The 23,799-nt window shown below is 42.1% G+C and carries 28 protein-coding genes and 1 pseudogene; 3 read left to right on the top strand and 26 right to left on the bottom strand.

The features are described from left to right. Positions 1 to 187: 187 nt before the first annotated feature. The 3 genes from ACYQ2N_RS20235 to ACYQ2N_RS20225 all read right to left on the bottom strand — a co-directional run bounded on the left by ACYQ2N_RS20235 (position 188) and on the right by ACYQ2N_RS20225 (position 2,990). Positions 188 to 1,396: a vWA domain-containing protein gene (locus ACYQ2N_RS20235; RefSeq protein WP_460001231.1), complete on the bottom strand. Its 1,209-nt coding sequence runs from the start codon at positions 1,394 to 1,396 to the stop codon at positions 188 to 190. A gap of 3 nt (positions 1,397 to 1,399) precedes the next feature. After that, a complete protein-coding gene (locus ACYQ2N_RS20230; RefSeq protein WP_460001229.1) occupies positions 1,400 to 2,275 on the bottom strand; it encodes an AAA family ATPase in 876 nt (291 codons plus the stop codon). Positions 2,276 to 2,510: 235 nt separating this feature from the next. Then, positions 2,511 to 2,990 (bottom strand): DUF6530 family protein, encoded by a 480-nt coding sequence (locus ACYQ2N_RS20225; RefSeq protein WP_460001228.1) that lies wholly within the window; start codon positions 2,988 to 2,990, stop codon positions 2,511 to 2,513. A 257-nt stretch (positions 2,991 to 3,247) separates the two neighbouring features. On the opposite strand from ACYQ2N_RS20225, the pseudogene ACYQ2N_RS20220 reads away from it, so the two are divergent. Continuing rightward, positions 3,248 to 3,418 (top strand): annotated as a pseudogene (locus ACYQ2N_RS20220) (DUF255 domain-containing protein); the annotation flags it as partial. A gap of 560 nt (positions 3,419 to 3,978) precedes the next feature. Here ACYQ2N_RS20220 and ACYQ2N_RS20215 read toward each other — a convergent pair. From ACYQ2N_RS20215 to ACYQ2N_RS20175, 9 genes are all read right to left on the bottom strand, one after another. After that, a complete protein-coding gene (locus ACYQ2N_RS20215) occupies positions 3,979 to 4,572 on the bottom strand; it encodes an SLATT domain-containing protein (protein ID WP_460001227.1) in 594 nt (197 codons plus the stop codon). Positions 4,573 to 4,593: 21 nt separating this feature from the next. Further along, positions 4,594 to 5,415, bottom strand: a complete 822-nt coding sequence (locus ACYQ2N_RS20210; protein ID WP_460001226.1) for an SMODS domain-containing nucleotidyltransferase — start codon at positions 5,413 to 5,415, stop codon at positions 4,594 to 4,596. Between the two features lie 201 nt (positions 5,416 to 5,616). Further along, the gene (locus ACYQ2N_RS20205; protein WP_460001225.1) at positions 5,617 to 6,498 is read right to left on the bottom strand and encodes an SIR2 family protein; all 882 of its coding nucleotides are present in this window, start codon (positions 6,496 to 6,498) and stop codon (positions 5,617 to 5,619) included. Then, positions 6,495 to 7,502, bottom strand: coding sequence for a ParA family protein (locus ACYQ2N_RS20200; protein ID WP_460001224.1), 1,008 nt, complete (start codon positions 7,500 to 7,502; stop codon positions 6,495 to 6,497). The genes ACYQ2N_RS20205 and ACYQ2N_RS20200 overlap by 4 nt, the downstream gene beginning before the upstream one ends. Before the next feature lie 476 nt (positions 7,503 to 7,978). Next, positions 7,979 to 9,154, bottom strand: coding sequence for a competence protein CoiA family protein (locus tag ACYQ2N_RS20195; RefSeq protein ID WP_460001223.1), 1,176 nt, complete (start codon positions 9,152 to 9,154; stop codon positions 7,979 to 7,981). A 61-nt stretch (positions 9,155 to 9,215) separates the two neighbouring features. After that, complete coding sequence (locus ACYQ2N_RS20190; protein ID WP_460001221.1) at positions 9,216 to 9,533, bottom strand: hypothetical protein; 318 nt, start codon at positions 9,531 to 9,533, stop codon at positions 9,216 to 9,218. 284 nt (positions 9,534 to 9,817) lie between these two features. Further along, positions 9,818 to 11,385 (bottom strand): IS3 family transposase gene (locus ACYQ2N_RS20185; protein WP_460001156.1). Its coding sequence is split into 2 segments (ribosomal slippage): positions 9,818 to 10,906 and positions 10,909 to 11,385, totalling 1,566 coding nucleotides; the frame shifts between segments, so codons are not numbered across the junction. Positions 11,386 to 11,446: 61 nt separating this feature from the next. Next, positions 11,447 to 11,701 (bottom strand): hypothetical protein, encoded by a 255-nt coding sequence (locus ACYQ2N_RS20180; RefSeq protein ID WP_460001220.1) that lies wholly within the window; start codon positions 11,699 to 11,701, stop codon positions 11,447 to 11,449. Positions 11,702 to 11,735: 34 nt separating this feature from the next. Beyond that, positions 11,736 to 12,506 (bottom strand): helix-turn-helix domain-containing protein, encoded by a 771-nt coding sequence (locus tag ACYQ2N_RS20175; protein WP_460001219.1) that lies wholly within the window; start codon positions 12,504 to 12,506, stop codon positions 11,736 to 11,738. Between the two features lie 272 nt (positions 12,507 to 12,778). Between ACYQ2N_RS20175 and ACYQ2N_RS20170 the strand changes: the two genes are divergently transcribed. Next, on the top strand, positions 12,779 to 12,937 hold the full coding sequence (locus tag ACYQ2N_RS20170) for an SHOCT domain-containing protein (protein ID WP_460001218.1): 159 nt from the start codon (positions 12,779 to 12,781) through the stop codon (positions 12,935 to 12,937). Between the two features lie 13 nt (positions 12,938 to 12,950). Continuing rightward, complete coding sequence (locus tag ACYQ2N_RS20165; RefSeq protein ID WP_460001217.1) at positions 12,951 to 14,399, top strand: recombinase family protein; 1,449 nt, start codon at positions 12,951 to 12,953, stop codon at positions 14,397 to 14,399. A gap of 54 nt (positions 14,400 to 14,453) precedes the next feature. Here the strand turns inward: ACYQ2N_RS20165 and ACYQ2N_RS20160 are convergent, their stop codons facing one another. From ACYQ2N_RS20160 to ACYQ2N_RS20095, 14 genes are all read right to left on the bottom strand, one after another. Further along, a complete protein-coding gene (locus ACYQ2N_RS20160) occupies positions 14,454 to 16,031 on the bottom strand; it encodes a recombinase family protein (RefSeq protein WP_460001216.1) in 1,578 nt (525 codons plus the stop codon). Positions 16,032 to 16,033: 2 nt separating this feature from the next. Next, positions 16,034 to 17,329 carry a recombinase family protein gene (locus ACYQ2N_RS20155; RefSeq protein ID WP_460001215.1) on the bottom strand — a complete coding sequence of 432 codons (1,296 nt, stop codon included), beginning with the start codon at positions 17,327 to 17,329 and terminating at the stop codon, positions 16,034 to 16,036. Positions 17,330 to 17,361: 32 nt separating this feature from the next. Beyond that, positions 17,362 to 17,541, bottom strand: a complete 180-nt coding sequence (locus ACYQ2N_RS20150; protein ID WP_460001214.1) for an SHOCT domain-containing protein — start codon at positions 17,539 to 17,541, stop codon at positions 17,362 to 17,364. Continuing rightward, on the bottom strand, positions 17,534 to 17,941 hold the full coding sequence (locus tag ACYQ2N_RS20145) for a helix-turn-helix domain-containing protein (protein WP_460001212.1): 408 nt from the start codon (positions 17,939 to 17,941) through the stop codon (positions 17,534 to 17,536). The genes ACYQ2N_RS20150 and ACYQ2N_RS20145 overlap by 8 nt, the downstream gene beginning before the upstream one ends. Positions 17,942 to 18,085: 144 nt before the next feature. After that, the gene (locus ACYQ2N_RS20140) at positions 18,086 to 18,283 is read right to left on the bottom strand and encodes a holin (protein WP_460001211.1); all 198 of its coding nucleotides are present in this window, start codon (positions 18,281 to 18,283) and stop codon (positions 18,086 to 18,088) included. A gap of 81 nt (positions 18,284 to 18,364) precedes the next feature. Next, positions 18,365 to 18,928 (bottom strand): hypothetical protein, encoded by a 564-nt coding sequence (locus ACYQ2N_RS20135; protein WP_460001210.1) that lies wholly within the window; start codon positions 18,926 to 18,928, stop codon positions 18,365 to 18,367. Positions 18,929 to 18,978: 50 nt separating this feature from the next. Further along, positions 18,979 to 19,491, bottom strand: coding sequence for a metal-dependent hydrolase (locus ACYQ2N_RS20130; RefSeq protein WP_460001209.1), 513 nt, complete (start codon positions 19,489 to 19,491; stop codon positions 18,979 to 18,981). Between the two features lie 57 nt (positions 19,492 to 19,548). Further along, a complete protein-coding gene (locus tag ACYQ2N_RS20125; RefSeq protein ID WP_460001208.1) occupies positions 19,549 to 19,815 on the bottom strand; it encodes a hypothetical protein in 267 nt (88 codons plus the stop codon). Continuing rightward, positions 19,802 to 20,257 carry a peptidoglycan recognition protein family protein gene (locus ACYQ2N_RS20120; protein WP_460001207.1) on the bottom strand — a complete coding sequence of 152 codons (456 nt, stop codon included), beginning with the start codon at positions 20,255 to 20,257 and terminating at the stop codon, positions 19,802 to 19,804. The genes ACYQ2N_RS20125 and ACYQ2N_RS20120 overlap by 14 nt, the downstream gene beginning before the upstream one ends. Beyond that, positions 20,257 to 20,484 carry a hypothetical protein gene (locus ACYQ2N_RS20115; protein ID WP_460001206.1) on the bottom strand — a complete coding sequence of 76 codons (228 nt, stop codon included), beginning with the start codon at positions 20,482 to 20,484 and terminating at the stop codon, positions 20,257 to 20,259. Before ACYQ2N_RS20115 ends, ACYQ2N_RS20120 begins: the two co-directional genes overlap by 1 nt. Before the next feature lie 80 nt (positions 20,485 to 20,564). Then, positions 20,565 to 20,831 carry a hypothetical protein gene (locus tag ACYQ2N_RS20110; protein WP_460001205.1) on the bottom strand — a complete coding sequence of 89 codons (267 nt, stop codon included), beginning with the start codon at positions 20,829 to 20,831 and terminating at the stop codon, positions 20,565 to 20,567. A 13-nt stretch (positions 20,832 to 20,844) separates the two neighbouring features. After that, on the bottom strand, positions 20,845 to 21,513 hold the full coding sequence (locus tag ACYQ2N_RS20105) for a hypothetical protein (protein ID WP_460001204.1): 669 nt from the start codon (positions 21,511 to 21,513) through the stop codon (positions 20,845 to 20,847). A gap of 17 nt (positions 21,514 to 21,530) precedes the next feature. Continuing rightward, positions 21,531 to 21,761, bottom strand: coding sequence for a hypothetical protein (locus tag ACYQ2N_RS20100; protein WP_460001203.1), 231 nt, complete (start codon positions 21,759 to 21,761; stop codon positions 21,531 to 21,533). A 12-nt stretch (positions 21,762 to 21,773) separates the two neighbouring features. Continuing rightward, on the bottom strand, positions 21,774 to 23,780 hold the full coding sequence (locus ACYQ2N_RS20095) for a phage tail spike protein (RefSeq protein ID WP_460001202.1): 2,007 nt from the start codon (positions 23,778 to 23,780) through the stop codon (positions 21,774 to 21,776). Between the last annotated feature and the right edge of the window lie 19 nt (positions 23,781 to 23,799).

The following is a 23,799-nucleotide window of genomic DNA, read 5'->3' as shown; positions in this document are numbered from 1 at the left end:
TATCACTTATTTATTTTACACGCCCGCTATCAAAAGCGAAGGATGTTCAGGCAAATTATAATCAATCGGCGGATTAAGAGGCTCGTCTCCCTGAAACAGCATACGTACACACGGTCGGCTCGGGTAGCCGATGTTCTGTTTGATCACTAATAGTTTACATTGACCAGCCGCATCTTCTTACCGCTCCTTACCTGCGCACCATTAGCTTCTTAATCGCTGCGTCCAAGCCTTCAAGCGTTAATTCATACATGGGGAAAATCTTTCTAACCATGTCCAAGGTTTGATGCCCAAAAATCCTGTCCCAATGCTTGCCCGGAAGCGGATTCAGCCAGACACTGTAGGGAAAATGGCGCGCAAGTCTCTCCAGCCAGGTAATCCCAGACTCGTTATTGCCAATTTCCCAGTAAATGTTGCCGCCTGCCATTAACAGCTCGCTTGGTGCCATCGCAGCATCCCCTACTAAAATCAATTTATAATCAGTGCCCAGATTATGCAAGACAGTCTCCGTAGGCACTGAGCGGTAAGGACTACAGTCAGAGTCTAAATACAAGTTTTCGTAGACACAATTATGAAAGTAATAAAACTGCAGATCTTTAAAATGAGTAGCCTGGTGAACTGCTGAAAACAACTGACTGCAAATCTTGGCGTACGGGGTCATCGACCCACCCACATCCATAAGCACCACTATTTTTACCGTATTTTTGCGCGGCCGCGTCCACACCAATTCAAGGCGGCCTGCATTTTTACAGGTGGCAGTGATTGTTTCTTCAAGATCCAGCTCATCTTTAGGCCCCTCCAGTCTGGTACTGAACTGGCGCAGGCGGCGCAAAGCCACTTCAAACTGGCGCACACCCAGAGTCTCATCTGCCCGGTAGGGTCGGTAATTGCGCTCTGCAGCCACTTTTACCGCCGAACGGGAGTGGGATTCTCCTCCGATCCTGATCCCACCGGGATGGAAGCCTGAATGCCCAAAAGGAGAAGTGCCACCGGTCCCGATCCAGTTAGCCCCGCCGTGATGGGGTCCGTCTTGCGTGCGCAGACGCTCTTCCAAGGCGCTTTTTAAAGCTTCCCAATCAGGCAAGCCCAGCTTTTGTAAAAGCGCTGCGCGCTCCTCTTCTGAGAACTCGCGCGGGGGAAGCGGATTATCCAGCCATTCTGAAACCTGCTTAAGCAATTCCTCATCTTGCTCAATTCCCTGGAAGTAGCGGTAAAAAGCTAAGTCAAAGCGGTCAAGATTACTCTCGGATTTCACTAAGACAGTGCGGCCCAAATGATAAAATCCGGAAAGAGTGGATCCTGCAAGCCCCGCGTGCAGAGCTTCCATAAAAGTCATCCATTCTGTCAAGGACACTGGAATTCCTTCTTGGCGCAGAAGATAAAAAAATCCGGTAAACATCGCTTACCAGCCTCTACTCGTGCCCCTGGCCGCGCCACCCGCAGTACGGGTATGCAACTGCCTTAAAGCAAGATCAAAATCTTGGTTCTTTTTAAGCAAAGCCCCTAAAAAAGGCAGTTCTTTCACAATTCTGTCCGGATCAATCCCGCCTATGACCAGAGCCTGCACCCAATCAAGCAGTTCGCTTGTACTCGGTTTTTTCTGGAGTCCGGAAAGAGAGCGCAACCAATAGAAGGCTTTCAAAGCCTCAGTAAGTAGGAAATCCTCAAGTGTAGGAAAATGCACATGGACAATCCTTTCCATCATTTCCTGATCCGGAAAGGAAATATAATGGAAAACACACCGTCTTAAGAAAGCGTCCGGCAATTCCTTTTCCGCATTACTCGTGATGATTACGATTGGGCGCTGGGCAGCATTTATCGTCTCCCCTGTCTCCGGGATATGGTAATTCATCACATCGAGTTCCCATAGCAAATCATTGGGAAATTCCAGATCAGCTTTATCAATCTCATCGATCAGCAGCACGAGCCTTTCCGTGGAAACAAAAGCTTCTCCCAGTTTACCGAGCCTAATATACTGTTTGATGTTTGAGACGTCTTTGTCCCCGAACTGGCTGTCATACAAGCGTTGAACCGTGTCATAGACATAGAGCCCTTCCTGGGCTTTGGTTGTGGACTTAATGTTCCATACTAATAGCTTTAGACCTAAAGAATTGGCAATACTCTCCGCCAGCACGGTTTTTCCGGTTCCAGGCTCCCCCTTGATCAAAAGCGGGCGTTTAAGTGCAATTGCAATATTTACCGCGTTGCGCAGCTCTTCCGAAACGATGTAATTCTCTGTTTCATGAAAGAGCAAATTTTCTGATTCCCAACCGTTCATGTTCCCCCTCCGTCTCCTTCTATCTCTATTTATAGTAAAATATTCTACGCCAAAAGCCCAGCTCCTTCGTCTGACGGAAAGTTTTCTAAGAAATGGTGCTATTTATTCTACCTCTCAAATTTTGAGTGCTTTCAAAATAACACTTATTACTCGGGTTAGAACGAATAATAAATATCCCCATCTGCGGTTTCATTTGACGGTATTGTTCCTTCAATTCCTTTTTTCTGTCCATCGCTTAATACCCCATCTCCTTTAATATTGTTGCTAAAGTACGCAAGCGTTCTCCTATAAGTTCATCATCATCACTGAGAGCTTGGCAGAATAATTTAATATCCTCATTAATCTTTTCATTGTCAGTACATACAGCCACTGTCATGGCGTCACCCTGTAACCCTACTCTGTCTATAACAGGATTATTTATATCATATAATTTTTCATAGCGATAAGCCTCTCGAAAATGGAGTTTTGCTCTGCAAACAAGAATTGTAAGATCGAGCACGCGGTGAAGCGGTAATTCTTCAGACTGTCTAGACCATTTTTCTCCTGTGTATCTCCATACTTTGGCAGAAATATCTACCTTACCACGATCATTCCACTGAGCTAATCCTAATGAAAGGCCCTTGGCATCTGTATTATAAGCATATCTCCCGTCAACATTTTCATAGTTTTCAGATACAATAACCGGTTTATGCTTTAAAGTAGTTGGTATCTTCATTATCTAACCCCCATGTATTTACTAGACTAGTTATTTACTAAATTACAAACTTCATTGTAACCCTCCTAACAAGCAATGTCAATACGAAATACTCAATTGCTCTACCAAACTCATCAACTCTTGTTAGAGTTCTGCCAGACGTGCTTAATCTGCTCGAATATTCCGGCACCACACATTTTAGAGTCTTTACTAAATGTTTTGCATATAGACATACTAATAGCATGTCATCTTAAATATCCAACACTATGGAGGTAGCTATGGTAAATACTGGCAAACAGATCAATAAACTCATTAACGAAAAAAGCCCCTATCTCCTCCAGCACGCCCACAATCCTGTAGACTGGTATCCCTGGGGAGAAGAGGCTTTTATGAAGGCAACATCCGTAAATAAACCAATTTTCCTAAGTATCGGCTATTCCACTTGCCATTGATGGCACTCCTATTTCTGTAACCAAAAAACCGTTCAGCAAATTTATATTGAACTCATTAATCGAATTTTGTAAGTTCCCACACAAATTGAGATATTTTTTTAGTCAAAATTAAACGTACTCGACTCGGCACATCAGCGTGTTTGAAAACACATTGGTTATTGTATCTGAGTTCGAATCCCCTCGCCTCTACTGGCGTATCTACTATAAAATGATGAAATGCACACCCCCTGGGTAATCTTTCAACGATTTCAAAGGTGGGGGTATGCATTTTGCACACCCTCCCAAGCACCGTCACTTTATTGTTTTCAAAATGGATATTACGGTTTAAAAGAGTAACTATTCCGATGCTTATCTCGAGTAACCACTCCGGTGAGTACGGAGTGAGTGCCAGATTAATTAGGCCGAATTCCATTTGGTATTATATAGATAATGCTCAATTCACAAATCGACAGTATTGGTCGATTAAAACATTAATGGGAAGTATATATCACTCCCAGATTTTCCTACTCGGGCATGCTTTATAGCTGGTTCACGCTTTATTCAAGACGCTTTGAAATTCAAGATACACTTTCACCCTTTTGATTCTGAATATTTCCTTCACGCAAATGTTCAGGAAGCATTTTATCAATTTCTGACGCCCTAAAAAACTGTTCTTCCTCTTCCTTGAGAATTTTTTGCGCAGCAGAATAGCTTTTGGAGTTCGTCGAAGGAGCCACCCTATAAATTTCTGCCGTGCGATCTTGCAGTTCATCTCTTTTCTGCATAATAACTTCTTCACTCAGCATATCAAAATCAGTAAGAAGAGAGATATACCTTTCTCGGACAATCCATAAATCATCAGCTGTTGTGCGATGTTTCTTAATGTCATCAGCAAGATTAAAGTCCTTGAAAAACAGGTTCAATGCGAGTAGTACAGTTGACACAATACCACCAATCCATGTCATTATAATCTGATTGGCAATCACAGCGCCAAGAAATCCACCGGTAGAAATAGCAGATAGTCCAATTTGCCAATACTTGATTCTAATATTGTAATTGTTAAGTTGCTCTACCTGCTTTAAATGTGTTGTATAGGTATAAACTAGTCGCCCATACGCCTCGCGAACTTGAACTTTTAAGTCCTTTTTATAAGACAGAGAGCTTTGCACCATAAATTCCCTCCATTCTTACTATCATTCAGCAATATAATTCATAATTTTTTTCAAACATTCAAGACTGCTTCTTATATCTACTTCCTGGCCGCTTCCAGGGGCGGTCAATAAGAGTGTCGACCACAACACTGTTCTTTGATTGAGGTAATCAAGTAAAACACGTTCATAATCGCCCTTTGAAGAAGTCGAAGTTTCACCTCCAGACAACCACATCCAGCTTCCCATTGCCATATAAACGAAGCTGTCTATCACAATTCCTGACAGGTGATAACTGCTGAAATGGTTATCCCTTACACTCCGAAGATGCTTGCAAGTATCATAGAGCAAACCGTTACTACTGTTATTTTTTTGCTTCATTGCGTCTTGTTCAGCTTTTGGATTTGTGGATCGCCAGTTCCCGCCCATATTTGTGTCGGGATAATTATATGTACCGTCCCATTGACCAAACCAGTTAACTTTTTTAAATGCAGGAAGTATTTCAAACTGCATGCCATCACTGAAGGAGATTTTTACCACCTGCCCGTCTGCTCTAACATCGCTACGTGGATAGGTATTTAGTATTGAGCTTCTAACCGCCTGCAACAAACGAGATTGCCCGTTGCCCCTCGTATGATCGTAACGGCTATATTCGCTTTGTGGCAATTCAACCAAAATATCGAGATCACTCGTGTCTATGGCCGTTCCGCGCCCATAGGAGCCGACATACAGGCTATTTTGTGTTTCGCTTTGGCTGTTCCAAAACTCGCGGTTTATTGCCCGTGTCACAGTGTGATAACGTGTTGATATAGTGCTTCTTGTTTCTCGTGAAATAATTTCGCCATGTTTAAGAACCGGTAAACTCATCCTATCTATCTCCTTTTCTATATCAACCAGAAGAAAGCTTATAATTTTCATATCCGAAAATACGTACTAAGCAAGTCTTTTTGGAAAAAGCCAAATTCCTTTTTTCGCAAATAATAATAGTGTATGCCTTACGTTGTTGTTCAAATAGATCACTCTAGGGCTGCATTGACATTTTCGCTATACACTTACCACATAATAACATTACCAGGTTGCATTTGAAGCGTATTCCTGTCGTTTTAATTCAATTAATTGGGATAACGCTTTAAGTTCTGATAATAATTCATTGTGACTCCCATCAGTATTATCATATGTGAGAACTTTAATGTTTCTGTTCTTCTGTAGGCTTTTGGCTATTTCTTCATTAATACTTCCATTCGCAGTAATAAAATAGTGAGGTTTGCAATTTGGAAAAGAAAAATTCCAGTTTTCTAGATTCAATTGAATGTCTGGATCATTTATGCCACACCCAATGAAAATAAAAGTATTAGTCAATAATAATGCATCCAAGAGTCTGTAAAACGAAGCATATTGATACCTAACGCGATTGTATTGCTCATGTGTAAATACAATGTTTTGAGGGTCATCTACACATCCATGAGCTTTTATTATTAAGTAATCCGGTTGTCGGAGAAATGGTGCTATATCATCATAATACTTCTTGGTAACCACAGTAGCGTAAGAACTAGTATTTGCACATTGTTCATATATTTTATCAATATTGGGAGTTATAACAATTCGGGAATCTAAGCCATAGATGACATCATGAATTATGCTAGGCTGAAACCCCGGTCTCCGAAATTCATCAGCAGCCAATTCCCCAAAATCTCGATTTCCCAACTGAGCTATAATGATCTCACATGCCAGTAGATAATCTTTCTTATCTATCAGTTCACATATAATACCTAGTTGTTCTCTAAGTTCAACTGCTCTTTTATCTTTAATACTTCTCAGAAAAGCATCCCACGTTGCTGGATGTTTGGTACCATCAGCACTTTTTGAATTGGCAGAAACACCTGAGCCGAGATATAATACACATTTTCTTCTAGCAATATCGTTAACTACTTCATCAGGCCAGCTTATCATCCCAATGCCTCCATGTTAGAGTGAGTTAAATTAGCAATACGATCCATTAATTCGCCATATTCTTTAACTTTTTGATAATGAGCACCTACAACTCCGTCAGAATTTGTTAACGAAAAAACCGGCTTGTGAGCGCTTTGTGACATAGGGATAAGGCTATAAAAGTTAGGAACAGAACCCAATTCATATTTAATGGCATGCGTCAAGTCTTGATTGATTTTTATTACCAAATTATGGTCTATCTTTTCAGGCAATTGCTCTAATATTTTCTCATAAGCTTGAACAATTCGCTTGTTTCCGTCTATAAACTTTGTTATATATTGCTGATATATATAGCCTAAGAACTTAATCGTACTTTGGTCTTTCATTCCTTCCAGACCTTCTCTATCATCTGGTAGTAATCCTTTAGTAGTATTATTGAACTTATTTTTCCAGTCAACTAAAGAGGATCCAATGTTTTCTAGAGCTAAAATACTGAATAAATCGGAAGACATTGGAGTGATAAAATAATCACAAGCAAGTAAGACAGCTCGATTTATAGCCCCCAATGAAGGCCCCATATCAAAAAACACATAATCGTAATTCTTGCACTTCCTTAGCAAGTCAAAGAACAACATATTTGATCGAATCCCTCGAATTTCACTTGCTTTTATATCCTTCCAGTCTCCGGACAAAAAGTCTTCACTGATTGCCAGTTTTGGACTTCCAGCAATAATATCAAATCCAAAACCTGCGGAACGAATTACATTGATTTTATCCTTTTCTATGTAAGCGCCTCGAGTTTTCAAAGGGAGTACAATATCATTTAACGTAAAATAAGTAGACTCGTAATATACTTTCAAAAAATCGTCATCTTCTAATACATATGTGGTGCTATTACATTGAGGGTCTGCATCAATTAATAAGACCTTTTTCTTCATAAATAAACTTAACCACCCTGCTAAGTTACAAAGAATTGTAGTCTTTCCAACGCCGCCCTTATTGTTGAACATTGCAATAGATTTCATATTATTCTCCTTATGTTTATGTTATGGTTTCCTTCTGCACCTTTAAAATCACTTTTTAATATTCTTTGCTTTCCATTATTACTATTACAAGTATTCTACATTCACCATTATTTTCCTTTGAACTAAAACAGCTTTCAACAAAATACACCCTCCGATGACAATGGGTGTATCTTGAATGGGGCATATTATATCGAATACGTTATCATAGTAGCAACGAACTCGCGTTATAGCCAAAATCGACTTATGATTCAATCTCCGAACTATCCTTAAAGCTAAATACTATACTGCCATAAGGGATTTATTCTGGCGCTCACACTTCAGATTCTCAAGTTCAGCCACACGCTCCGTGGCCTTACGGTGCCGGTCTAGATAAGTGTTGTTACACTCACTCCATTCATCCTGGTTGACAGCGATGTGGGCATTCTCATTGATTGCCTCTTTGGACAGTTCAGTAACTAGCTTGAAAACAAATTATTCTAGGATTTTCTATTCTTTCTGCTGCAATTATAGCAAACCCCAAGATTAATATGATTGATTCCTCCGTAGGAACCAAACTTGTCCTCGGTCTCGACGGCACCACATATTTCGCACTTGATCCATCGTCTTCCAAGGGAATCCCGCACTTGTGTTTCCTGTTGAATCATGTGAAGAATAACTTCTTCCCTGCTCTGTTCATAGGTAAGGTCCTGCGTGACAACCTTTGAAGGTGTTTGCTCTTTTTTGGCATCTTCTATGTGGCCCAGTGGTGAAACAGGCGATTGATTTGATATATTCCCTCGTAGTCGCTCTTTCTGTTCCTCCCGAAACAATCGATTTTTCTCTTGTACTTGGCGTCGGTTTTCCTCCTCGCGTTTCCGGTTTTCTTCTTGCAATCTTATTTTTTCATTAAAAGTAGCACGCTTCTTAACAAGCCATTTTTGATATCTTCCATGATATCCGGCAAATGACAGCTCGTTATCTTCAAAGGTTAAATCGTTTAATGTTGCATATTCCATGTATGTATCCAAATAGTTATCTGATGAAAAAATTCGCCCATTATATTTATATTTATTGGGATCCGCTTTATACTGCGCCACCTCACTACCGTCCCAGTTTACTACTAATAAATCCTTATTTGTTGATTCGTTTAGAAGATAGCGTTTTAAAAAGAAAGTCTGATTTTCTCTTACAAGAGTGTTCGGATTTCCAAGTACAATCCATTTTACAGCAATATCTTTTTTACGATATTCATTGGTTAATGAATCAATTCTGTTTGCAGATAGCCGTTGGGTACCGATTTCAACGGCTATCTGACTACCATCAGCCATATAGAAAAGAAGATGGGTATAGTGATGATCAAGAATTTTAACTTCAGGGCGGACTTGATAACCCTTGTTTTTAAAATGCTCATAAATAATCCTTCTAATGGTTCGCATAACTTGAGTAGTCTCTTTATCGAATCTAGCGTAATCGCAATGTTCATTATTAAGATGTGCGAAGAAGGCATCCTTGATCTCTCCATGACAATAACGAAGGACAGGAAATCGGCATAATGGATCAGGACAACGCAGTTCTTTACGTCCACTTGCCTTGCGAATTTTTTTCTCTAACAAGTAGTCATCTGCTAACTCCGAAGCAATTAACAACTGTCCGTTCCAAAATGCATTTTCCATAGCCAACCTCCTAAATCAAATTATATCAAACTCAAGATTTGTTCTAATGAAATTACACTGGTTATTTTATTGTTTCAAATCCATATTTCTTGAACACGGCCAGCATCTTTTTCCAGTGCGGTGGATAACCGTTGCTGCCATACTTTCGTAGCTTATTACCCTTTTCGAACTCAATAGTTAGTTCCCATTGGGTACCATCAAGGATATTTTTATCAACATAGCGCTGTTTCCAGTCTGTGATGTAGCAACGAAATAGGTTATGGATAAAACCCATCCACTGGTCAAAGGAAAGTTCCTTCCCGTATTCCACAAATTCCGGATTGCCAGAAGGCGGAAGGTATCGGGCAACAATTGCAAGTTCTGTTTTCATAATTGTCAAGTCGTAATAACCCTCATGGAAACCGGTAATTGTCAAGATAGTTGTCGCATTTGACCAAAATTACTTTATTACACGATGTGTTAATTACGACGAAAACAAGCCCGGACGCTCGGGCGCTTGCTAGAAGGAACTTTTGTGATCTGCGGATCAAAAAGTCCATTCGGTCCTTTAGCGTATTTGTTCGCTAGTGTCACTGGGATGCTAGCGCGCATATCCTCAGCCTTCGGCCTCCGGTATCCCGCGTGCACCCTGACACTTAACTCTTTACTTCGATGAAACAGCCCCTATGATGCATCCGTTTTAGACTCAACTCGATCCTCGTCTTGAGACTTCTCTGGATTAAGCCACACTTCATTCGGCAAGGTCCAGTTCCTTGTTTGTCGTGTCCAGCGTTCTGGATGACGGGCTTTCGCAGCCTCATAGAGCTGGTGCCGTTTCTTAAGTATCTCTTCACCCTGGCCACTGTGACGTTGGTGTGGTGTAAGAAATTTGATCCCACTATGGTGATGGTTGTAGTTGTACCAATGGACGAATTCCTTGACCCATGCCCTGGCATCATTAATCGTAGCAAATCCTCCGATTGGATAGCTCGGGCGGTATTTACAGGTCCGGAAAATGGACTCTGAATAAGGATTGTCGTTGCTAACCCTTGGGCGACTTCGAGAAGGCGTAATACCCAATTGATAGAGTGTTTCCAGCATTGATGCTCCTTTCATGGGGCTACCATTATCGGAATGTAAGACCAAAGGTTCTTCTTGTCGGGTTATATTCTGGGCCATGACTGCTCGCCGAATGAGTTGACTGGCATGTTCTGCACTTTCTTCGAGCCAGACTTCCCAACCGACAATGTCTCGACTAAAGATGTCCAGGATAAGGTATAAGTAAAAGTAGAGCCCTTTAGCAGGTCCGGGGAGATACGTAATATCCCACGACCATACACGATTCGGTTCGGTAGCGCAATGCGTGGCTTTAGGCTTGCTGGAGGGGGCCTTACAACGACCACGATGATTCTGTTCACCGGCTTGGCGCATGATTCGATAGAAGGTTGATTCGGAGGCGATATAGGTACCTTGATCCGCAAGAATCGGGACAATCTCACTGGGCGGCAAACTTTTAAATTCAGGTTGATTGACGATTTCTAGAATCTCCTTGCGTTCTGCTTCCGTAAGTTTATTCGCCGGTTCAGGACGCTTGGTCAAGGGTCTCTGATCGGATCCATGTTCCACGGCTTTACACCAACGTTGAAAGGTTCGTACGGATATACCAACTTCTTCACAAGCAAGCTGTTGGTTTGCTCCGCTTGCTACTGCTTCTTCTACCAGCTTAATAATGATGTCGCGATTTGCAGTGCTGGTCAGACCTCCTCGTCCTTTGGTCCCCAAATCGCATTGGCTTTTTTTCTTAGCACAAGCAGGGCTGCCGTTTCAGCTAGCGCTGACTCTTTTCGCTGAAGTTCTTTCTTAACCTGTTTTAGCTCTTTCTCTATTTCTTTTTCTCGCCGTTGTGCGAGGGCTAGTTCCTGAGCCACACCGCCGTTGGCCTGCATGCAGTTGTCCTGCCAGGACTTGACCTGTTCAACATACAAACCCTTCTTACGACAGTATTCCGCGAATTCAATTTCACTAAGGGTGGATGTCTCAACCACGATGAGGAACTTGTCGCGTGTGCTCCACTGCTCACTTTGCTGTTCACCAGCAGGGGCAGCAAAGCCCTTTTCACGTATTTCCTTACGCCATAGCTTCAATGTCCCTTCGGGGACACCTGTCTCCTGCTGAATCTGACTGAGAGACTGATTGTTTGGCGGTAACATCTTTGTAATAATAGAGTTTTTCAACTCTTTGGGATATCTCATATCGTTTTCCCCTCCTGTGTTCCTTCAAGGATACTTTTCTTTAGTTCCTACGTCAACTATCCTAACACAGGGGGAAACCGCCAAGCGAAAAATGAATTTTCTTTACCCCCATTTCCATGTCATACGTTGGTCTACCAAAGTCGTTTTTACATTCGTTGCAGTGGTATGAAGGATCGCAGTCAGTAATGCAGCAGCCGCCGAGCACAACTTCCCCTTTATCTATTTTTTCTTGCAACTCAGGACTCCATGCGGGCATACCCCTTAGTGTTGTAGCTGTGTTCCGTGACCCACATCGTGGACAAATGCGTCTTGCCATATACTATACCTCCATCGAAATCCGCGCTAATCACTCAGTCTTCTGTTCCTCTTATATACGGAACATATTGAATACTGCCTCCAACTCTCGCTTTCCCCGATTCAATAATGGTATGTTCCAGCCGTTCTACTTCGCTTCTTGTCAGTTCAAGCTTACTTTTGAATTTAGTTTTATAATTATTAAGAAAACAAACAAATTTTCTTTTGTTATCTTGATCTTGCAAGATAAATATTGTGTCGCATGCCGATAACAGTGGGAATTCATCGCTTTCAATCTGGGCTTCGTTTTCTACTATATATTCCACACTGGTAAAGCCTCGTTGGGGCTTATCTTCAGTGTCAGGGATTAACCAATCGCGCCCGTTCTTTTTTGCATGTCTTAATTTTCCGCGTCTTATCCATTGCCGCACCGTAACGGGCTCAATTCCAAGCATAGAGGCATATTGTTCAACAGTAAGGTAATCGCATTCAACCGTGATTAATGTGTATTCAATGGTTGATGTCATGCTGCTGATCTCGTCATTTTCAACTTCAATCTCATCAGCCTGACACAGATTCAACTCCATGCTATTGTCTAAAAACTGATATTCATAGTACCACCAAAGTTCCGTTAAGACTGGAAGTTTGCATTTTTTTACTGCTGCAATAAATTTTTTACATAGTTTAACCCTGTTTTTTACAACTTCATCCGAATAGGCTGGTTCTTCATTTAATCTTTCGTGTTCAACAAATAATTCTAATGACTTTAAAATGTCTTCCCGCGTAAATAGATAATCCTCTCGGAATATTTTTTCTGTAATGTCCATCGAGAACCCTCCAATAACCATTTGAACTTATTGTAACGCACCGTTACAATAAGTTCAAGCTATCATAGACACATTTTATTTCTTAAAATAATGACGTTTCAGGCTATCTCACTTCTGTAAAAACCTATGCTTCAATCTCCATATGATCCTCAAAGCTGAATAACAGCCTACCGTCCTGCATGAGCGTGACCTTTCGTCCTGCCACTGTTCACAGCTTGACTTTTCAGCTTTTTAGAGTGATTGCTTATAGCAAAATTCAAAGGAGCGATAGTATGGACCAAAAAAATGCAGAAAACGAAATGAGATATCGGCTTGTCAAAATAGTGCTCACCGTAATGCTCGAAGAAGGAATCATTAGCGAATCCGAGTTTGAAGCTATTCGAAAAAAACTTATAAAGAAGTTAAAACCGCTCATCGGCAGTCTCGATTAAGGCGGTGTATCATTTGGAACGCAGAGTTATTAAGATTGACCCCGTTCCCGTGGTTAACACTGTATCAGGATCCTCATTTCAAAAGAGACGTGTGGCGGCATATGCTCGTGTTTCAACATCTAGCGATGAGCAACTCCTAAGCGTCGAAGCCCAAAAAGATTATTATCCTCATTATATAGCTACCTATCCGAACTGGGAGTTTGTCGCCCTTTATGCTGATGAAGGGATTTCTGGCACATCGAGTAAAAACCGCTCTGAATTTAACCGAATGATTGAAGATGCTCTTAACGATAAAATTGACCTCATTATCACTAAATCAATTTCACGTTTTGCCCGCAATACAGTCGATACGCTTACGGCAATTCGCAAACTTAAAGAATTTGGCGTAGAAGTGTTTTTTGAGAAGGAGCAGATTTTTACATTTGACAGCAAAGGTGAGTTTATGCTGACCCTGCTCTCAAGCATGGCTCAAGAGGAAAGCCGGTCCATATCAGAAAATGTAAAGTGGGGTCTGCGCAAACGAATGGCAGATGGGAAGTATTCCTTGCCCTATCGACAGTTTCTCGGTTATAAAAAAGGCTTAGATGGCAAACCAGAGATCGTTGAGGAAGAGGCCGCCATAATACGGCGAATTTACAGAATGTATCTTGAGGGCAGAACTCCTTCAAATATCGCAGCTATTTTGACGGATGAAAACATACCAACACCAGCAGGTTGTTCGCGATGGATGAACAAAACAGTTATCAGCATCCTTACAAACGAAAAATACTACGGCGCTGCGCTGTTGCAGAAAACCTTTATCGAGGATTTTCTCACTAAGAAATGGCGAAAGAATAATGGAGAATTAGCACAGTATTTTATTCAGGATGACCATGACCCAATCATTAGCAAAGCAGTTTTTGATGAAGTCCAAGTGAGAATACTTTGCCAGAATAGAGTTCTGGATAACCCTAGTCACAACACATTTGCAAATAAGCTGATATGCGGAGACTGCGGTGGAAAGTTTGGCCGGAAAATAGTTGGTAGTTATAAGAACAATAAAAAGTATCGTCATATTGCCTGGAAATGTAATGACCGATACAACCACTCAGATAAATGTATGGTTCCACACCTGTATGAAGAGGTTATCGTTCACGCGTTCAACGAAGCCATTATAAGTAAACTAAAAGACGATCCTGAATTGATCGAACTCTGCCGCCACCTTACAGTCTCATCAATCCGCTCAAATATACCTTATCTTTTGAAGAGAGAAAGAGATCAGCTAGTTTCGGACTTCCTGGCAGATTTTCTGATCAAATCGCCCAAAGAACTATTCTTTGATGATTCCGAATGGCGGGTAATGATAAACCATGCTGTTATTACAAGAGATCGAAAAATGACAATGTATTTTATTGACGGAAGCAATTATGTCTATACCATTCCAAAATTTTCTCCCATACAAAAAAAGAATGCCCTAAAATAAGCAGCCCAAAAATAGCCCATAAACTGGATAAACAATTTATTGGCTATTTATTTTTTATCCCTCGATGTCCGTGCCATCCTTGAAGCTGAATACCATCCTGCCATCCGTCATAACCGTTACTTTCTCAACTGCCACTGCCCACAGCTTATCGTCGAACTCCTCCAAAGCCAGCGGGCGTGATTCAATGCCTTTGATAAATTTATCTATCATCAGGAATTTATTCTGGCGCTCGCACTTCAGCTTCTCAAGTTCAGCCACCCGCTCCGTTGCCTTGCGATGCCGATCCAGATAGATGTTGTTGCGCTCACTCCATTCATCCTGGCTGACAGCCATCCGGGCGTTTTCATAAATTGCCTTTTTAGATAGTTCGGTAACCACCTCGATTTCACGCCTCAATTCCTCAAGCTCAGCTTCAATCGCCGAATAGTCGCAAAGGATACTCTGGGAGAGTCGGCAGTTGGCAATTAACTCCTCCCGGTCTCCCATTAGTCTATTAAATGCTGTGAGAAAACGCTGTTTTACATCATCCTCGGTTACGTGTGGCGTACTACACCTTTTATCACCCTTGTACTTTTCATTGCACCTCCAGATTACCCGGCGGTATTTTGTGTTGGAACCCCAGACTTTAGTACCGTAAAAACCACCGCAATCACCACAGACAATCTTCGTCGTGAAAGGGCTGTTGCAGCCGGATGGCCTCCCGAGACCCTTGCGCCGCTCGATTTCTGCCTGAACCGCGTCGAACTCTTCAGGCTCGATAATAGCTGGGTGGCTGTTCTGTACATAATATTGTGGAACCTCACCCTCGTTTACTTTAGTGGCTTTGGTGAGGAAATCAACCGTAAAGCGTTTCTGGAGAAGGGCATCGCCCTTATATTTCTCGTTGGCCAGAATGCTTTTCACCGTGGCCACCTGCCATGTCTTTTTCCCAGCTGGCGACGGGATACCCTGGCTGGCGAGCTGCTTTGCAATCACCGAAGGTGTTTTACCCTCTATAAATAACCTAAATATCATTCGTACAATCTCAGCTTCAGATTCTACAATCTTAGGCAGACCTTCCTCTCCCTTCTCGTAACCAAGGAACTGGCCGTAGGGAAGACTGATTTTTCCATCCGCCATGCGCTTGCGCTGCCCCCATGTTACATTCTCGGAAATGGAGCGGCTTTCTTCCTGCGCAAGGCTGGACATTATGGTGATGAGAAGCTCACCCTTACTGTCCAGAGTATAAATGTTTTCCTTCTCAAAGTAGACCTCCACCCCTTTTTCCTTAAGCTGGCGCACCGTCACAAGGCTATCTACAGTGTTCCGAGCAAAGCGGCTAACCGACTTTGTAATAATCAAATCAATCTGCCCGTACAAAGCATCAGCGACCATCTGCTTAAAGCCGTCGCGTTTCTTAGTATTGGTAGCCGAGATACCTTCGTCTGTATAAACTCGGACAAATTCCCAATCAGCCCGTTCCTTGATGTATTTGGTATAGTAATCCACCTGGGCCTCGTAACTGGTTAATTGCTCTTCGCTATCCGTGGAAACTCTGGCGTAAGCTGCAGTTCTTCGTTTGGCACTCAGATGCGTACCTTGAGCCGAATTTCGCTGAAGGGTTGCTGGTATTACTCTTACATTTGACGCCATTTCTACCGCCTCCCTTTTGCTTTTTCACGAGCTGCCTGGCGCATCTCATCAGTCCAAATTTCACGGTGCGACCGGTATTGCCAGACCTTTTCAGCTATATGTCCGTCTCGGAACACGAAGACCAGCTTATTGAACTCAGGTACCCGGATTTCTACAATTTCTTTTGCGAAGAGTCCAGCGTTAAATTCTTCCTGACCGAGAACCTCAGCACTGGTTGTATAAAGCACCTGTTCCGGTATTTGCTTGGTCTGACAGGCGGCCTTACCCCACTTCAAAAAAGTGGAACACTGCCAGGCTGGTTTGCCGTCTCTGACTTTCCGCTTATACATCTTGCCGCAACTTCCACACTCGATTATGCCGCTGAAGGGATATCGGTTACGGGTATTACTCTTTGCCCCAAAAAGCCTGCGCCGCTCTTTCATGACTGCTTGCGCTTTTTCAAAGGTTTCCATGTCAATAATAGCTGGATGAGTGCCTTCCGCAAAATACATTGGAAGAATACCTTTGTTCCTGACTAGCTTTTTTGTTAAATGGTCTGCTACATATTTTTTCTGCAACAATGCATTTCCAGCGTATTTTTCATTTTTAAGGATGGCTATCACGCGTTCACTATTCCAGTCACCACTGCGCACAGTGGCTATGTTCATTTCTTTTAGCTTCTCTGCAATCTTGCCACCGCCCATGCCATTGATATAGTCCTCAAAAATCATGCGGACGACAGCAGCTTGCTCAGGATCGAGCTTCACCTTGCCCTTAACAATCTGGTAACCAAACATGAACCTTAGGTTGGCCAATTCTCCTTCTTCAAACTGTTTGCGTATGCGCCATTTGCAGTTTTCACTTGCCGACAGGCTTTCCTCCTGTGCGTAGGACGCGAGAATGGTCAGCATAAGCTCCCCGTCACCACTGATGGAGTGGATGTTCTGCTCTTCAAAGAATACGTCCACACCGAGCAGCTTGAGTTCCCGCACAGTCTCTAGAAGAGTAACGGTATTCCTGGCAAAACGTGAAATTGATTTTGTAATGATCGTATCAATTTTTCCGTCCTTGCAGTCAGAAATCATACGCAGGAATTCTGGTCGGTTATCCTTTGTTCCAGTCAGTGCTTCATCTGCATAGACACCGGCGTATTCCCAATCCGGCCGTTGCTGTATCAGGCCGCTGTAATAGCTGACCTGGGCAGCAAGGGACTGAAGCATCGCATCCTTTCCGCTTGATACGCGCGCATAGGCGGCAACCCTCCGCCTCGTGGGAATTGACGGAGCAGCCAAGGCTATTTTTGTAATAATTCTTCCCATAAAAAACCTCCTTCCGCTATAACATGTTCACTCTAAACACCTGTAATATCAAGCGTTAAGCGATATATACTTCGTGAAGAAAGTCCGTATTTTTGGGCTATTAGTACATCAATTCTTGAAAGTTCCTCTTTGGTGATGATGCCCTCGGCAAGCCATTTTATAAAAACTGTCATGGCCGTCCTGTAATGGATGATTGCCTGTTCCTTACTCATGACGCACCACCTTTGACTTACCGTAGCAAGCGCGGGAACAGTATTTTCGTCTCTTATTGCCGTAACTTTCAAAAGCAGTACCACAATGGGCGCATGTAAAGGGATAAAAAGCTTTTCGCCTTACAGCTTCCGGATGAGTATTCCACCAAGCCATACGGCATCTATCGGAACAGAACCGCTTTTGTTTGACCCCGACGGTGTAGGTAAGCGGCATTCCACACTGACAGCAACGAATGCCGTCATCTTGACTAGCGTTACACACACCGATACCACCGAGGTTGTTCCGGCGGCAGAATGATTTCACCGTGTTCTCTGAAATGCCAAGCTTATCCGCTATCTTCGAATAGCTAAAGCCCTCGCTGCGCATTTGTTTAATCGTTTCTTTTTGCTGATATGTCATAGAACTACCTCCTCCGAAGGCTAATCCCAGATGCCTTCGCTGTAAGCCAGCTAAGGAGGTAAAATCGGACGGTTTGGGTGCAAAAAAAGACCTGTGGATTTTGCTCCACAGGTCCTCTAAAGTAATATTCAATGTTTTGGAATGTTAAAATCCATCCTTGTTTGTTGGATTGTTCAGGATTCCAAACGCAGCAGCTGCTGCAAAAATTAGGTTAGTAAGCTCTTTGAAACTGTCCTCTGTTAAACCAATTGCCGAAAGTAATCCGTAAGTCTTTAAGATAAATAGGGCAAGGGCTGCTAATGCTCCCCATGCCACTGGGCTCTTAAGTCGATTTTGAAACATTGTTCTTTGCCTCCTTCAATAATTAAACTGCTACTTTTTCAAGCAACGGTCAAATAACTTAAGATTTAATGTCCAGAACAATTACAACTTGTTAATTGTACTTACAATTGTTTCAGACATATTTTCGAGCAATACCTTTATGTCTTTTTTATCTTCTAATTCTAGGTATAACAAATCATCATTTAACGTTTCAAGGAACTTTTCATAATTCTTTTCGAACTTCTGCTTTACCCTAGTACAATGACGCTGGTTTCCCAGAATTTTTGCTTGTTGTTCCAAGTGCCTAATCTTTTTATCTTTTTCCATAAGCTTAAACTCTTTTGTCCTTAACTCCCTTTCAAGTTTTTTGATTTCTTTCTGTGTTAAATCTTGTTCCTCTTTTAATCGATCTATAGTATTCTTAATTTCTTTAGGAATATCATCGCGATCCTTACTTTTTGACTTTGTTTCCTTAGTCGAAGCTTTCACATGTTCTATTACATCTTCTAAATCTGTTTGAAAAATTGTTATTGGTCCCAAGGAGACAAATTTATTTCCCTTAAGGTTTATCATGTCACGCACTTCTACCAACTTCTCGAACGCGCTATCTCTTACTTTCTTAGGAATTCCCTCTATGGATAGAGGTTTGCACCAGCGATGAGCCATTAGACCACCTCCTAGTACATTCCTATTACCAATCCAGAATGTCCTATTATCTACATTACCATTTGGTAAAAAATACTTATCCAGATAATAAGGCTTAGGATATTTGCCGTATATCTAATATAATTTTCGTACTTTTCACCATCTCTATAATACCAAAACCGATAGATTGGCCTTCTGGGTTTATGTCTATTTAAAGGCCATAACAACCTAACCCCATTATCTGTAAATGAATCAGCAAGTATATGCATTAAGTACGATAACGAAAAGGCAATAACTATTGCTTTAATAGGAAAATCCATTATTCCTATTATCCAGCAACACAGTAAGGTTAAGAAGGTAACCAATATTGAAAGCAACATCCAAATTGTTATGCTATGTGAAATTTCGCGGTGTGGCAATTTGAATTTCCCATCAATTTTATCCGGACTCTTAGAAGTTATAAATACAATTGGAGTTAGCAATAAAAGAATAAGGAATTGACACAATGTTCTAGAATTGTATACCAGGTTGATGACAATTGAATATGCTGCCATTCCAATAGCCTCATGAGTTACATGCCTCATATTTACACCCCCAGATATTCCTATTAAGAATTAACTAGGGGTATGAGCAAATTAATTCTAAAGCCCTAATTTCTTGCCAACTTCCGCGACCGTTTCAAACCAATTAGCTCCGGCAAGTATTGTTTGATTAGGATGATTGACTTCACCCCCGCCAATGACTACTAAATGCTTCGCTGTTTTAATGGCCTCTGGTGGCATACCCTGTTCATTGCGCATAAAAATAGCAACCTCATTGTTTAAGGTTGCCGCCAAACGCCTGGCCGGTACAAAATCATCCGGACCAAAGATTAAAATTCCTTCATCCACGTTTTCATCTTCCTTCATTAAAATTAATAACCTCTTGAACATAACGTTCATAAGGAAAATTAGTCCCCGGGCAATCCGTGGCATACTGATCTTTATGCCGCTTGATCGTTAGCGTCGAAGGAATAATCCCAAACTCCCTACACTTTTGGGCGCAGTGCCGTACTGATGACCAGAATTGGGGTTCACCCATGATATCCTGCATAAAGTTTCCGATGTGCGAGATAGCATAAGCAACTTGATTCATTGGAATCCCATCAGGTGATAGCCCTAAATCATGCGCTCCGGCATACTTAGTATCTCGGCCTTTCCCCACAGTCCCGTCGGGCTCAATTACCGCATTGTAACCAATGTCGCCCCACCCCTGTATCAAATGCTCTTGGCGTACAGCTTCGGTATTCGATTCATGTCCTGCAGTATGGTGTAAATCAATATAGGAATAAGGATATTTTCGTAATTCCATCAGTGTTTCTCCATTCTGCGCTCAATTCGCTCCACAGATTCTTTAATCTCTTTCACAACGGAAAAGTTTTTGGCCTGTTCGTCAATAACCGTAATATACCTTTTTTCCCGGTCATCATTTGTCCGGAGTATCCAACGAACCAGCCAAACTAATCCCCCGACCGTAAGTATAAATAAGGCTAAAAATATCATGTCATTATCTAAAGCATAAGTTACAACACTCTCCAATCGCCCTTCCTCCTAACGCGAAGAATTAATAGGTCTTGTCACTAACCGCTATGTTCTTATATAACTACAACCACCGCTAACTATTTCTTAATTATTCCCACAACGAGAGTTTTGTCTGTCATACTTACTATCCTTGAGTAGACTTGAATCCCCAGCATTATAACCGGATGATCTATGTCCCTGTCTAATTGGTCTTTTGCAGCCTGAATCCCAGCTTCATCAGGCATAGATACGTTAAACAGAGATTCATCCGGGTTTCCCGAAACTAGTGTGCTATTAGGGGTTATAAGAGCTCCAGAAACGTCATTAAACTTTAGATACATTATTAAGCTATCAATAGAGAACATATTAGGACTCCTCCTACATATCTGTAAATATGCCCATAGTAGAGTTAAACCAGTTGTAAGTACCGTCATTCAATACTACCCCTGAGCCTAAAGCACCATCGCTTCCAGCTAAAAAGGCGGGACAAGTTGCAAGCCAGACACTATTAAAATTAAACATCTTTTTCCCAAAGGCTGTTTGACCTGCGGCATTGCGATAATTTGAGCCACAACCACTATCATTAACTATATAATCTCCGTTGTAAGGATACCAACTGTTGTAATAGTGTCGTCCATACCAATGTCCATCATCACCCTTAACAAAAGCAAACCCAAGATGATATGGATAATTTGATTCAAGAACTAGAGAATTCGGACCAGCAAGAACTTTTACCCAAGCATTGCTTGTATACCAATTGCCGCTAGTTTCAGACTGACCGCCTAATGAGCTAGTATTAGCCAAATTCATAATATAGTGATACAAATAGTTCGACTGGTTTTGCAACTTGATATAGTGACCGCTATCCCCTACTTGGAAAACTACAGTTCTCATTGATGTGACAGGAGGGTTATTATCAGATATAACTGTAACCAACCCTGGGTATAAATTTTGTACCGCAGAAAGTATAACGCCTATCGCGGCATTAGCATCACCATAGGAACCTCCATTTCCCGTCTGATAAGTTGAGTAAAGCTGATAAGGCAATTTGTCACTACCTCCTCTTATTGTACTGTCCAACTTGCCATACTTGTTTGCGTAACAATTTTATCGATTACTGTACCAGAGAAATTTGGGAAATTCTTAATCAAAGGTGGGTTTACAACCGGAATAAGCCCTGGAAAAGCCACTCTTAAAATTGTGTTCCCCCCAGCACCATAATAATTCGTGGGGGAAGGTGCCATTCCAGCAATTACCCCAACTAGGAAGCCGTCATTCCAGTCATCCTGGCTCATAAAGCCTACCCCCTAAAAAATTACATTCACAACCCTACCGGATGTGCTAGTCAGTTGAGTTATTCTACCATTACCGTCTTTTGCCCAAGACCAACTATCGGCAATTCCATCCATAACCGTATCAAACCCTGTCCCGTCGCTGCGATAGGTTAAGGTTATGCTGTCTGCCGGTTTCCCTATTTTTTTGCTGCCTACATAAAATCCATCTGGTCTTACCTCCGGTCGATTTCCTGCGTTGCTCTCTGAGAAGTAAAAATCAATCATATTTGTGGCAAGGTAAATATAATTTGAGTCATTCCATTTCCAACGGATTGCATGACCAATCCCCTGCAATAAGTTGTAAGTAGCATCAATCGCAGGGTTTCCGTCACTAATTAATCCGTCAGCACCTATACTGCCTGCCTCAAACAGGCGGATAATTGGATTTTGCACATCATTATCAGTGAGTTGGTCAACTTTTATGGTTGCTGTGGCGATTTCGTTTCTCGCAATCGTCGTGACCTGGGCTTCATCTAATCCCCCGCTACTCGGTAGATTATTGACATTGGCGACATCGGAGGGAAGGTTGTCCCACGTCAAAACCACCGTCGGAGCAAAAGTGACTTGACCCGTAGCCCCATCATAGATAATCATCCCGCCGATATTTAACACTTCATCATCTAACCCGATGCTTAATTTTCCTGATTTGCTTGAGAGTGTCCCGGTTTTTACAATCCCGGCGGTAAGTGATCCGGTGTCGACGAAGTCAGCTACGATATGACCATCGGTGGTAATCGCCGTTCGGTAAGGGCCGTTATAGCCAGTGCCTGAATAACCCAACCCTCCTTGATTCCAGCGCCAAACCTTAGTTGCGGTGTTCACATCCTTAGTATCCATAATGAGCAGTTCGCCGTTTCGCTTCAAGACATAGCCGCCCAGGGCCGAGTTGATCTGCAACGTGGCATTATCGATGGCGGTCTGCAAATCGGTTTTATCTTGGACTTGTTGATTTCCCAGGGCTTGAATCGTACTATTAATACCCGAAAGAGTATCGGCAATGTTAAGTCTAAAGCTGCCCAACTCAACTTCCTCAATTCGGTTAATGAGTTCGTTTTTCTTAATCCGGATCACCTTGCATTTTAGGTCGAGGTTTAATTTGGAATGTCGGACGGTTACCGTATCACCTAAGTAAACCGTTTCCAGAATTGAATAATGTTTATATTCCTCTGTCTTGGTGAGCTCGATAAAGTCAACCGCATAATTTACGAGGGGCTTGTCGTACTGGCTCAGATAATTTTGTCCGGCTGTTCTCAGTTCTGCTTCAGTATCAATATCTGTGAACTCAACAGGTTTGACAATTGGATGAGGATAATTACCGATAAGTGAACTGTCCAGGTACTTTTCGGGAAGAAGAAGTCCATCCTTACCGATGGGCAGGATTCTAGTTACAACCCCTCCCATGTCCAAGGTTTCATCTATGCCCACAATATTCTTACCATAACTGACAAGTACGCCCCGATCCATTCCCCTTTCCTGCAGTAAGCTGATGGTAAAGTTGTCACGAACTAATTCCCCGCCATATCTCGAAATGACTCCATTTTCTCCTAGAATGGCTCCAACAGGATTCTGCTTATAAATAGTATAGGTATTGGAGACATCTATATCGGACATGGAAGTGTAGCCTTGTGTATATTGAGTGTCGGATAATATAGCATTTAAGGCCCCGGCAGCATTCAAATTCCCGATGATGCAGCTCTCCACCAAATTGTCCAAGAGATCATAGAAAATATGCCGGGCACTCACCTTAATCCCGGTCATTGTCTTTTCTTTGTGGTAAATCCGAAACAACTGCCCATCGGCTTTTAAGATATTTCCTTCTATTAAATAGGCCCATTTCCCACGCGTATCGATAGGGTATTCCAGTTCAAGTTCGTATTTCCCGTTGAGCTCCTCTTCAACAAAAGCACTCTTGCAATCTCTTAGAACCACAAGACCGTTATATGTAAAATTAGTCTCGATTGAGTCGTAGAGATTAATCACTATAACCACCGCCAATTCG

The organism is Paradesulfitobacterium aromaticivorans, from assembly GCF_054657415.1.
Note: the sequence above shows the minus strand (reverse complement) of the source record. Positions and strands in the feature narration are given on the sequence as shown.